The sequence below is a fragment of the Kribbella sp. NPDC058693 genome (genome assembly GCF_042715335.1).
Classification (GTDB): Bacteria; Actinomycetota; Actinomycetes; order Propionibacteriales; family Kribbellaceae; genus Kribbella; species Kribbella jiaozuonensis.
Genome location: NZ_JBHXSQ010000001.1, coordinates 874,916 through 887,497, shown reverse-complemented (window position 1 = coordinate 887,497; position 12,582 = coordinate 874,916). Strand labels below are relative to the sequence as shown.

Here is a 12,582-nt window from a genome sequence, read left to right as displayed (position 1 = left end):
GATGCGGGAACTAGTGTTGGGAACGAGCGACCACGGGCTGATGATCGACAACGAAAGGCAAGCTGGACGGTCTTGAGCCTCCTAGTCGCCAGGCGCAATGGGCGAAAGCCGGTTAACTTTAAACTATGTGCTCGATGTAATAAATGATAAACTCACAATAGAAATATGAACAAACAAAACACGACAGGAAGACCGGCTGTGGCCCTCAAGAAATCGGATCTCTACAGTTCACTGTGGAAGAGCTGCGATGAACTTCGTGGCGGCATGGATGCCTCGCAATATAAGGACTACATCCTGACACTCCTGTTCGTGAAGTATGTCTCAGACAAGCAGAAGTCAGATCCGAACAGCCTGATTGAGGTGCCAGCCGGCGGGTCGTTCGACGACATGGTCGCGCTCAAGGGTGACAAGGAGATCGGCGAAAAGATCAACAAGATCATTGGCAAGCTCGCCGAGGCGAACGGGCTGCAGAAGGTGATCGATCTGGCTGAGTTCAACGACGAGGAAAAACTCGGCAAGGGCAAGGAGATGCAGGACCGGCTCTCCAAGCTCGTGGCGATCTTCGCTGACCTCGACTTCCGTGGCAGTCGGGCAGAGGGCGACGACCTACTGGGGGACGCCTACGAGTACCTGATGCGCCACTTCGCAACGGAGTCGGGCAAGTCCAAGGGTCAGTTCTACACGCCAGCCGAGGTCTCCCGGATTCTTGCCAAGGTGGTCGGCATCAACGCCGCGACCAAGCAAGATCAGACGGTATATGACCCAACTTGCGGTTCCGGTTCGCTCCTCTTGAAGGTTGCGGCCGAGGCGCCGCGCGGCATCACGATCTACGGCCAAGAGAAGGACAACGCCACCTGGGCGTTATCCAAAATGAACATGATTCTGCATGGCAACGAAGATGCCGAGATCGAAAAGGGCGACACGATCACCAGTCCGAAGTTCACCAAGGGTTCGAACCTGACCACCTTTGACTTCGCCGTCGCCAACCCGCCGTTCTCCGTCAAGTCCTGGGCCAACGGCCTCGAGAATGAGTTCGGTCGCTTCGAGTTCGGCACGCCCCCTGACAAGAACGGTGACTACGCCTTCTTGCTGCACATCCTGAAGTCACTGAAGAGCACTGGCAAAGCCGCTGTGATCCTGCCGCACGGAGTGCTGTTTCGCGCCAACGCCGAGGCCACAATCCGCAAGCGCTTGCTTGACCATGGCTACATCAAGGGCATCATCGGACTGCCTGCCAATTTGTTCTTCGGCACGGGCATCCCCGCCTGCATCGTCGTGCTCGACAAGGAGAACGCCCACGCCCGTACGGGCATCTTTATGATTGATGCATCCAAGGGCTTGATAAAAGACGGTCCGAAGAACCGGCTTCGCAGCCAGGACATTCACAAGATCGTCGACGTCTTCAATAAGCAGACCGAGATCGAGCGCTACTCGCGCATGGTACCGCTGGCCGAGATTGCCGACCTGAAGAACGACTATAACCTCAACATCCCGCGCTACATCGACTCATCCGAGCCAGAGGACATCCAGGACCTGCACGCGCATCTGCACGGAGGCATCCCTGAGCGCGACATCGACGCTCTCGGTGACTACTGGAACGCCTTTCCGCAGCTTCGCTCCATGCTGTTCAAGACGAACCGACCCCACTACGTCGACCTGGCCATCGATGTTGCCGACGTCCAGCAGACAATCCTCGACGCTTCGGAGTTCAAGAAGTTCTCTGACGACGTGCGCACCTTGGTGAGTGATTGGTTCGCAGCGCACCGTCCCGCGTTGGAGTCCATTACGGAGGACACGAAGCCGAACGATCTGATCGCCGAGCTCGGTGACGACCTACTGACGTGTTTCAAGTCGACCCCTCTTCTTGATGAGTACGACGTATACGAGCAGCTCATGACCTACTGGCACGGCACGATGCATGACGACGTCTTCCTCGTCATGAACGATGGTTGGGTGGCTGCAGCAAAGCCGCGTAGGACGATCGAGGACAGAGATCGCAAGCTCTCCGAGACACCCGACCTCGCGATCGGCTCGGGCCGCAGCGCAACCAAGTACAAGATGGATCTCATCCCTCCCGCGCTGATCGTTTCCCGCTACTTCGCAGATGAGCAGGCCAAAGTCGACGAGCTCGCCGCGGCCGCAGGGGAAGCGACCCGTACTGTCGAGGAATATATCGAGGAGTATGCCGTCGAGGACGGCCCCCTCGCCGAGGCCATGGATGACGACAAGATCAGCAAGGTGCTGACCTCGGCACGGCTCAAGATCGCTAAGCGCGATGGCTCGGACCCCGATGAGATCAACGCGCTGGAGCACTTGATCAAGCTCTGCGACGACGAGGCGGCCGCCAAGAAGGCTGTCAAAGACGCCCAAGCTGCGCTCGATCTCGCGACGCTCAAGAAGTATGGCGAACTCAGCGAGCCTGAGATCAAGCAGCTCGTGCTCGATGACAAGTGGCATGCCACCGTTGCCGCTCGGATCTCCGGCGAAGTCAACTCGCTGACGCTCGACCTGGTTGGGCGCGTGCGGCAGCTCGGTGAGCGCTACGCCGAGACCTTGGATGATCTTGAGGCCGCACTCGCAGAACTTGATAGCCGCGTCGTGGGCCATCTCGCGGATATGGGGATCAAATAATGGAGGCGGGGGCGGAAGTGGACGGCTGGAGGAAGGTCCGGCTGGGCGACATCGGCCAGAGCCTCATCGGACTCACGTATGAGCCTAAATCGGTGAAGCGTGCCGGCACTCTTGTCCTGCGATCCTCGAACATTCAGGACGGCCAGCTCGCGTTTGGCGACAACGTGTATGTCGACTGCTCGATCCCAGAACGGATCCGGATTCGAGAGCAAGATATCTTGATCTGCGTTCGTAATGGAAGTCGTCGCCTTATCGGCAAGAGCATCATTCTTGATGCTCGAGTTGTCGGTGAGACCTTTGGGGCTTTCATGGCGATCTACCGTTCAAACTTGAACGGGTTTCTTCAGTACTTCTTTCAGTCCGATGACTTCAAGCATCAGATCGATGAGCATCTGGGCGCGACCATCAACCAAATCACCAACGGCAGCCTCAACAGCTTTGTGGTCGCCTTGCCGGGCTCGGCCGAGCGAGAAGAGATTGCTCGCCGACTGGCCGATGTCGACCGGCTGATTGCCAAATTGAATCGCATTGTCACCAAGAAGCAAGAGATCAAACAGGGCATGATGCAGCAGCTACTCACGGGCGGGACTCGCCTCCCCGGATTCAATGAGCCCTGGACCGAGATCCGCCTCGGCGAGATCGGTCAGAGCCTGATTGGGCTAACGTACAGCCCGAGTTCTGTAAAGCGATCCGGCACCCTCGTGTTGCGCTCCTCGAACATCCAAGACGGCCGCATAGACTTCAATGACAACGTGTTCGTGGACAGCCCAATCCCTGACAAGATTCGGATTCGTGCCAACGACATCCTGATCTGCGTTCGGAACGGAAGTCGTCGCCTCATCGGCAAGAGTGTCCTGCTTGATGAGCGTGTTACCGGGCAGACGTTCGGCGCATTCATGGCCGTTTACCGATCGGATGCAAACCCGTTCCTTCAGTACTTCTTTCAGTCCGACGAGTTCAAGCGTCAGATCGACGAGCATCTCGGGGCGACGATCAACCAGATCACTAACGGAAGCTTAAACCGCTTTGTTGTCGCCCTACCGAGTCCGGCTGAGCAAAAAGAAATAGCTTCTCGGCTCAATGATGTCGACACAGAGATTGCATTCCTCCGCAAACGGCTCGACAAGGCGCAAGTCGTCAAGCAGGGCATGATGCAAGAACTGCTCACGGGCCGAACCCGGCTCCCAGTCACGGAGCCAGCCCTATGAGCGACGTTGGCCAGATCGAGCGCAAAGCACAAGACCGAGTCATCAGGCACTTCCAGGATGCGCTCGGGTTTGAGTACCTGGGCAAATGGGACACGCGGGAGAACAATTCGAACGTCGAAGTCGACCTGCTCGTCCAGAACCTTCGTGCTCGCGGTTACGGCGACAATCTGATCAACAGAGCCGTCGACCAGTTCAAGAAAGAAGCCTCACTCGGCGGCGGACGTGACCTGTACGAGGCGAACCGCGATGTCTACAACCTGTTGCGCTACGGCGTGAAAGTGAAGCCGGGAGTCGGTGAGCAGATTGAGACAGTCTGGCTCATCGACTGGCACAACCCGCAGGCGAATCACTTCGTCGTCGTCGAAGAAGTTACTGTGCTCGGGCCGCACACCAAGCGTCCGGACGTAGTGCTCTACGTCAACGGCATCGCGATCGCGGTCCTTGAGCTTAAGCGATCCAAGGTCGCCGTGTCAGAAGGCATCCGCCAGACCATCGGGAACCAAAAGCCTGAGTTCATCCGTCAGTTCTTCACCACGGTCCAGTTCGTCATGGCCGGCAACGATGTTGAAGGCCTTCGCTACGCCGTCATCGATACGCCCGAGAAGTACTGGCTCGAGTGGCGCGAACCATCGGACATTGAGGATCCACTCGACCGGGCCCTGAGTCAGATGTGCTCGAAGGAGCGCATCCTCGAATTGATTCACGACTACATGGTCTATGACGCGGGCATTAAGAAGGCCTGTCGTCACAACCAGTACTTCGGCGTCAAGGCAGCCCAAGCACGCATCGCCAAGCGCGAAGGCGGCATCATTTGGCACACACAAGGCTCGGGTAAGTCGCTGACGATGGTTTGGCTAGCCAAGTGGCTTCGGCAGCACCAGGCCGATGCGCGGGTCCTGCTGATCACCGACCGTACAGAACTTGACGACCAAATCGAGAAGGTCTTCAACGGTGTCAACGAGACCATCTATCGCACGAGCAGCGGCGCCGACATGCTCGACACCCTCAACAAGTCATCCGAGTGGCTCATCTGCTCTCTCGTGCACAAGTTCGGTGGATCGGATGGCGAATCAGCACGCGGGAAGACCGAAGGCGACTTCATCAAGGACCTCAACGCCAAGATTCCCCCGAACTTCAGCGCAAAGGGCAACATCTTTGTCTTCGTCGATGAGGCGCACCGCACTCAATCCGGCAAGATGCACGACGCCATGAAACAGTTGCTTCCAGGAGCCATGTTCATCGGCTTCACTGGCACGCCGCTCCTGAAGGCCGACAAGGCCACGAGTATCGAAACGTTCGGCAGCTTCATCCATACCTACAAGTTCGATGAAGCCGTGGAAGACGGCGTGGTGCTGGACCTGCGCTACGAAGCCCGCAACATCGACCAGAACCTGACCTCGCCCGCGCAAGTGGACAAGTGGTTCGACGTCAAGACCAAGGGCATGACCGATCTTTCGAAGGCCGAGCTCAAGAAGCGTTGGGGCACGATGCAGAAAGTCGTCAGTTCCGAGCCCCGCGCTAAACAGATCGTTAATGACATCCTACTCGACATGGAGACCAAGCCACGCCTCATGGACGGCCGCGGCAATGCCATGCTGGTCGGCGCCAGCATCTACCAAGCGTGCAAGTTCTACGAACTGTTCAGCCAGGCTGGATTCAAGGGCAAATGCGCAATCGTCACGAGCTACGAACCGCAAGCCGGCGACATCTCCAAGGAAGACTCCGGACACGGCGCTACTGAAAAACTGCGTCAGTACGACATCTATCGACAGATGCTGGCAGATCACTTCAACGAGCCCGCCGACGCCGCGATGAACAAGGTCGAGCAGTTCGAGAAAGAGGTTAAAGAGCGCTTCGTCAAGAACCCGGGCCAGATGCGCCTGCTCATCGTCGTGGACAAGCTCCTCACTGGCTTCGACGCGCCGGCCGCCACATACCTCTACATCGACAAGAAGATGCGCAACCACGGCCTCTTCCAAGCCATCTGCCGAGTCAACCGCCTCGACGGTGACGACAAGGACTACGGCTACATCGTCGACTACCAGGACCTCTTCAACTCTCTCGAAGACGCCATTACGGATTACACCAGCGGCGCGCTCGACGGCTATGAGAAGCAGGACATCGAAGGCCTGCTATCGGACCGCATCGACAAGGCCCGCGAAGACCTCGACGAGGCGCTGGAGACGGTCCGTGCGATCTGTGAACCCGTCGTGCCGCCGAAGGGCACGCTGCAGTACCAGCAGTACTTCTGCGCCAAGGACCAAGGCAACGCCGAGCAGCTCAAGGCCAACGAGCCGAAGCGTGTCGATCTCTACAAGGCAGTTGCCGCCGTCGTGCGAGCGTTCGGCTCTATCGCCAACGAAATGGCGGTCGCCGGCTACACGTCAGACGAGGCTAATGAGATCAGGAAGGAGATCGCGCACTACGCCAACGTACGCGACGAGGTGAAGCTCGGCGCCGGTGAAGACATCGACTTCAAGCAGTACGAGGCTGGCATGCGCTTCCTGCTCGATACCTACATCCAGGCCAGCGCTTCTGAAACGGTGTCGAACTTCGAGGACACCAGCCTGATTCAGCTAATCGTCCAGATGGGCCCGGCCGCGATCGACAAGTTGCCCGAGGGGATCAAGAGGGACCCCGAGGCTGTCGCCGAGACCATCACCAACAACATGCGCAAGGTCATCATCGACGAGCGAGCGATGAACCCGAAGTACTACGACAAGATGTCCGAGTTGCTCGACGCGTTGATCGAACAGCGCCGACAGGGCGCCCTCGACTACCAAACCTACTTGGCACAGCTGCTCGAGCAAGCAAGGAAACTTGGCGCCAAGGAATCCGACACGAAGTATCCGGATTGGGCGGACACCGGAGCCCGGAGAGCTCTCTTCGACTTCTTCTCCCCGCAGCACGCGGTGGCTATCGAGGTGGACACCATCGTGCGGCAAACGAAGCCCGACTCATGGATCGGCAGCCCTCTGAAGGAGAAGAAGGTCAAGCGGGCGATTGCCAAGGCTCTGCCAGATGACTTCGACCGACTCGATGAACTCTTTGAACTGGTGAAGGCTCGTCATGAGTACCGCTAGTGCCTACCTGACCGTTCGCGGCATCGATATCGACGTCATCTACAAGGACATCAAGAACCTGCACATCGGCGTCTACCCGCCCATGGGCCGCGTCCGCGTGGCGGCACCCGAACGACTCGACGATGAGCGCGTGCGCTTGGCTGTGATCCAACGCCTGCCCTGGATCAAGAAGCAGCGCGAACAGATGCGCACAGCCCAGCGCCAGACGGAGCGCGAGATGATCACGGGGGAGTCTCACTACGTCTGGGGAGTCCGCCACCGGCTCAAGGTCATAGAACGGCCAGGGCGAGCCCATTTCGAAGTCGATGGCGAGCGTCTGCTGCTGTACGTCCCCGTGGCCACTTCGACAGAGCGCCGTCGCGAACTTCTCGATCACTGGCACCGTGAGCAACTGCGCTCAGCAATCCCTGACCTGATCGCCCGCTGGGAACCGATCCTAGATGTGTCGGTGGCGCGGTGGAGTATTCGTCGCATGAAGACCAAGTGGGGATCGTGCAACCGCGAGACCGGTCATATCTGGTTCAACGTGGAGCTGGCGAAGAAGCACCCGGAGTGCCTCGAATACATCCTCGTCCATGAGATGACGCACTTGCTGGAACGCAACCACGGTCAACGTTTCACCAAGCTCATGGACAAGTTCCTGCCGAGCTGGAAAAGCCGCCGCGATCAATTGAACGAGGCTCCGTTGGGCCATGAAGAATGGTCGCACGGAGAGTAAGGGTGAAGGTGGGTTGACTTGCGGGCCTCTAAGCTCCTGGCCGACCTCCAAAACATCATTCCCGATTACTGGCGAATGTGTCATAGTTAGAAGCAGCAAAGATTGAGGATACTCAATGGGGGATCAACAAGTAATGCCTGAGGCCGAACTATCTGTATATCCACTGTGGTCGGATGAACCGTCTGCAACGGACTTATTATCATTTGATGCAATTGCCTCGGCGCTCGTTGATGCCGTCTTCGACGATGACCTCGATCCAATCGCGTTAGGTCTATCTGGATCATGGGGGAGCGGGAAGACCACAGTTCTGGAGTTGGTCAAGGCTCAGATCAACTCGCGCTCCGAGCAGGTGGGCGAGAAGGTGCTGGTTATACCCGTTGATCCATGGCGGTTCGATCCATCGGTTGGCCCGAAAGAGAGCCTCATCTCCGCGGTCCTCGACACGCTCCAGGATGAACTCAAGGGGCAAGAGGACAACTCTGACAAGGCCAAGAACCTCCTGAAGAGTCTGGTCAAGCGCGTCAACTGGGCCAAGGCACTCAAGATGGCCGCAATGACAGGCATGACCCTGCAACTCCCGAAGCCCGAGGACCTGCTCGACCTCGTCAAAGAGGGTGCGCCTGACGAGACAGGCGGGGAGCGAGGTCTTGGCGAGTTCCGCGAGGACTTCGCAAAGCTTCTGGGCTCAGATGCCCTGTTGCATGTCACCCGAGTGGTCGTCCTTGTAGATGACCTTGACCGGTGCCTGCCGGAGACTGTCGTCGAGACCCTGGAAGCCGTGCGACTGTTCCTCTCCGCGAAGGGGATGTCGTTCGTCATAGCCGCAGACGAGGATCGGGTTGCCGACGCGATCCAAGCGCGCCTGGGCACCCCAGCGGTGAGCCCAGACGCTGAGAGCGAAAGTGTCGCGAAGCTCTATCTGCACAAGATCGTTCAGACGACAATTCCGATTCCGGCTCTCAGCAGGTTCGACACGCACGCCTACCTACTCCTTCTCCTCAGCCAGTCCGCTATGTCTGCCGATGACTATGCACAACTAGTCGAGCAGTGCTCGGATTTGCGGAGGTCGTCTGGAGATATCGACGAACTCAAGCTGCCTCAGGGCGTCGACCTAAGTGAGCATCTCGCGACCGCGGCCCGCCTGACGCCGATCCTCTACGAAAAGTTCAAGGGCAACCCGCGTCGGATCAAGCGCTTCTTGAACGACCTCAATGTGAGGCAGACAATCGCTCACCGTCGGGGCATCAGCCTGCCGCCGGACGCTATTGCGAAGCTGATGGTGCTCGAGCGGTTGCTGCCTGAAGACTTCGATCGAGTGCTTGGTTGGCTGGCCAAGAACGAGTTGCGAGATCGGCTGGAACAGCTCGACGCCGTTGCGAACCGCCCTGATGAACCGGCAGAAGAGTCCGACGAGCAGAAGCCGAAGCGTGGAAGTAGAAGCAAGCCGGCGGCTGCGGTCAAGCTGGCGGAAGCAGGCGGCGCGCCCGACGCCGAAATCACCGATACGCTGATCCGCTGGGCCAAGCTGCCGCCTTCTCTCGACGCGGCGAAGGTCTCCGGCTACCTGTACCTCGCGGCATCCTTTGCCCGAGTGCAGGTGCTTGATACAGGTCTGCCGGAGAGGCTGCGGGACATCGCGGTTGGCCTAACTTCGAGTCTCCGTGTAGATCGTGCGTCGGTCACCGATGCTGACCTCAAAGCTCTTAGCGAAGTCGATGTGCGTGCGCTGATCACTTACCTGGGTCGTCGCACGACTGATCAGCCGACACTTCAGAAGTACACAGTTGCGGCCATGCTGCGTCTCGTAGACGTGCATCCAGGAGTGACCTCCCACGCGGTGGGCGTCCTGAAGTTGCTGCCCGCTCAAGACCTTGATCCGGTGACAGCGCTGAAGTTCAAGTCCTTGGACATGCAGACCTACTTGCCTGTTATGGAGATGTGGAAGAACGCGGCGACGTCACAAGAGTTTGGCCGCGCAGTCGATGTGGTTATCGACGGATGGGACGGGCAGCATGGGAACTAGTGGCTCGTTCGGTGGTAGCGGCGGAGCGGACGCGGGTGATCTGCGTGACTCCATCGCGGAGTGGCTGGACGACGCGGTGGCTGCCGCACCCGCGGATCCCGGCTCCACAGAAAGCCACGACGACGCTCGGCCGGCTGACGATAGGCCACCAACGCCTAGAGTCCTGCCGAAAGCGATCGACTTAGGCCCGACCATCAGGATCCTCTCGCGGTCCGGCGGACGCAGCGATGGCCCTGGCGGAGGCGGCAGCAGTCGGTCCAGTGGTGGGCCGACTCGGTCTGTGTCGCGAATGTCCGCGGCTGCCAGTCGTGCTGGCAGCCTGGCCTCGGCCTACGCGACCGGTGATCGGGAGCGCCTTGCCGAGGCAGGGCTCAACTACGATGAACTGCTCGCGCTCGGTGATCCGGTGCGGGTTGGTATCCGCATCGTCGAGGCGTCCTTTGAGACGCAGCCCGACAGCACGATTGACGACGGTGAGGCTCGTGACATCGCGGCTGAGGTCGTGGCCTGGATCCTTGAGTCACCGCCCAACGCTGTGCCGTCGCCTGATGACATCGTGCGCAAGTCCATAGAGCTGATGATCGCTGAGATCACCTTGACGGAGGTGGCGGAGAAGATCCGCACCGATGGGGCGACGGCTGACGATCGACGTAGTGCCGAGACGATGATTCGAGACGCCGCAGAGGAGGTTGCCTCCCAGGTCCAACTGACCGCAACCGGAGCAACCGACGCGGAGATCGCAAAGGCAATTCAGGATGGCATCGATCAGCTCGGTCGCATCTTCGGGAGCCGATCATGAGGCGTCATCTCTTGTCACTGTCTGCGGAGGGTGCCAAGACCGCTGAGGGCTACGACGAGGTCTTTCTCTGGTCCGATGGCAAGGACTCCTCGTTCAAGTCGGTCGGTCCCAAGCTCAAGGAACTTGGCTCTGTACCGCCACTCAACGCCGACATGGTGCGGATCGCCCTGGCCGTCTTCGCGTCCGATCGCTCTGTCCCTCGCAAGGGTCAGGGATCGAACTGGAACAGCCGCAGCTTTCAGGTAACAGTGCCAGTGTCCAATTCGGACGTCTGGAGCGAGCGAACCGACCAGCTATCGAACCTGGTCAATTTCTTGACCGGCGATAAGTGGACTTTTGAGTTCGTTGGTGATGCGTCCCTGGACGCCGCAGTGCCGGCGAACGATGCCGGCAACCATCGGGTCGTGCTGCTCAGCGGTGGAGCTGATTCGGCGACCGGTGCGTTGGTATCACGGCAAGGGCTCGGGAAGGGTGAGCAGCACACGCTCGTCTCACACTTCAGTGCCACCTCGATCTCGCCGTACCAGAAGGACATTGCCGCACGCATCGACAAGCTGATGCCGAACGGGACGCAGGCCCACATCCAGGTGCAACTGAACCGCGGGAAGTTCAAGCTGGACGGCAGCGAATTCAAGAACGAGTCGTCGAGCCGTTCGAGGTCCCTGTTGTTCCTGTCGCTTGGGCTGGCGGTTGCCGCACAAGGCAAGGTGCCGCTGTGGATCCCTGAGAATGGTTTTGCCTCCCTTAACCCACCTCTCGGGCCTGAGCGTCGCGGCAGTCTCACCACACACACCACACATCCAAAATTCTTATACGAACTGTCGGCGCTCCTGACCGATGTTGGCGCTCATGGTGGAATTATCAACCCATTCCTTCATAAGACCAAGGGTGAAATGTTCCAGCAGGTGGCGTCGATCCTTGGCGCTGATGCGGCATCGGACTACTTGAGTGCTACCAACTCTTGCGCCCACACACATGCGCGATTCGCAAGCGCGCCGCAGGGAAGCTCATGCGGCGAGTGTTTCGGCTGCATCGTGAGGCGAGCGTCATTCGTTGCAGCCGGCATCGAAGATAGGACGACCTATCTCAGCGAGGATCCATCGAACGCCTACGATGCGTTCGTCAAGACAACTTCCAGTCGAGTGGCGATTCAGGACTTCGCAATGGCGGGTGTAGTTGGCTCGCAAGTGATGGCTATGAACCTCCCTCCCGACTACGACGCGGTCGAGGCGCTTGATCTTTGCGCTCGTGCCGTCGCCGAACTGAGAGAGTTCTTTGCATGAGTCGTGCTCTCCCGCCGCTTGATCTCCATGCGCACCTCGAAACTGATCTCTCAGCGCGCGACCTCGAGGGTCTCGGCGCAGTCGTGTTTGCAGCCACACGATCGCTGGCGGAGTTCGATCAGACTCTGACAAGGAAGGACTTGGTTACGGTCTGGGGCGTCGGATGCCATCCCGGGCTGCGGGTCGCCCAGGAGGCGTTCGATTCCGAGGCGTTTGCTGCGGCGATGCGGGTTACGCCGTTTGTCAGCGAGATTGGTCTGGACGGACGGTCCGCAGTGCCGGCAGCTCTGCAGACCGCAACCTTCACATCGATCCTCCGTCTGGCAACTGCAACCCCTCGTCTGCTGTCTGTGCACAGCTACGGTGCGACAAGTGCTGTAGTCGATCTGCTTGAATCACATGACTTTAAGGGCGCAATCCTGCACTGGTGGCTGGGGACTGCTGATGAGACACAACGCGCCATAGATCTTGGGTGCTACTTTTCGGTCAACCATTCGATGGCTAGGAAGGCGGGCCTGATAAGCAGCCTGCCTGTGGATCGGTTGTTGTTTGAAACTGACCATCCGTCGGGTGATCGGTCGTCGCCGCAACCGAGGCGACCGGGCACGGTGCAACCCGTGGAGCAGTTGCTTGCAGCGCAACGGAACATGAGCATGATGGCAATCCGCGAGCAAGCATGGCGCAACTTCGGTAGGCTCGTGGAGCAACTGGGCGTGGCGGCGATGATGACAACACCGATTCAGAAGATGATCGAAGCAGCTCGTTAGGCGCGTTCCTCATTGCATTCTCGCGATGTGATCGTAGTCGAAGGGTTTAAGCTAGGCGCTATTTGGAATG

8 protein-coding genes are annotated in these 12,582 nt (G+C 58.9%); all 8 read left to right on the top strand.

The window, feature by feature from the left end; all coding sequences use genetic code 11:
• Positions 1-165: 165 nt before the first annotated feature.
• The 8 genes from ACFWUU_RS04145 to ACFWUU_RS04110 all read left to right on the top strand — a co-directional run bounded on the left by ACFWUU_RS04145 (position 166) and on the right by ACFWUU_RS04110 (position 12,512).
• Positions 166-2,631, top strand: coding sequence for a type I restriction-modification system subunit M (locus ACFWUU_RS04145; protein ID WP_380172547.1), 2,466 nt, complete (start codon positions 166-168; stop codon positions 2,629-2,631).
• On the top strand, positions 2,631-3,839 hold the full coding sequence (locus ACFWUU_RS04140) for a restriction endonuclease subunit S (protein ID WP_380172545.1): 1,209 nt from the start codon (positions 2,631-2,633) through the stop codon (positions 3,837-3,839). Before ACFWUU_RS04145 ends, ACFWUU_RS04140 begins: the two co-directional genes overlap by 1 nt.
• Positions 3,836-6,922, top strand: a complete 3,087-nt coding sequence (locus ACFWUU_RS04135) for a type I restriction endonuclease subunit R (RefSeq protein WP_380172543.1) — start codon at positions 3,836-3,838, stop codon at positions 6,920-6,922. The genes ACFWUU_RS04140 and ACFWUU_RS04135 overlap by 4 nt, the downstream gene beginning before the upstream one ends.
• Positions 6,909-7,640: a M48 family metallopeptidase gene (locus ACFWUU_RS04130; protein WP_380172541.1), complete on the top strand. Its 732-nt coding sequence runs from the start codon at positions 6,909-6,911 to the stop codon at positions 7,638-7,640. The genes ACFWUU_RS04135 and ACFWUU_RS04130 overlap by 14 nt, the downstream gene beginning before the upstream one ends.
• 115 nt (positions 7,641-7,755) lie before the next feature.
• Complete coding sequence (locus ACFWUU_RS04125) at positions 7,756-9,663, top strand: P-loop NTPase fold protein (RefSeq protein WP_380172539.1); 1,908 nt, start codon at positions 7,756-7,758, stop codon at positions 9,661-9,663.
• Between the two features lie 289 nt (positions 9,664-9,952).
• Positions 9,953-10,462, top strand: coding sequence for a hypothetical protein (locus ACFWUU_RS04120; RefSeq protein ID WP_380172538.1), 510 nt, complete (start codon positions 9,953-9,955; stop codon positions 10,460-10,462).
• Entirely contained in the window at positions 10,459-11,745 is a 1,287-nt protein-coding gene (locus tag ACFWUU_RS04115) for a hypothetical protein (protein ID WP_380172536.1), read from the top strand. Before ACFWUU_RS04120 ends, ACFWUU_RS04115 begins: the two co-directional genes overlap by 4 nt.
• Positions 11,742-12,512 carry a TatD family hydrolase gene (locus ACFWUU_RS04110; protein WP_380172534.1) on the top strand — a complete coding sequence of 257 codons (771 nt, stop codon included), beginning with the start codon at positions 11,742-11,744 and terminating at the stop codon, positions 12,510-12,512. The genes ACFWUU_RS04115 and ACFWUU_RS04110 overlap by 4 nt, the downstream gene beginning before the upstream one ends.
• Positions 12,513-12,582 lie beyond the last annotated feature (70 nt).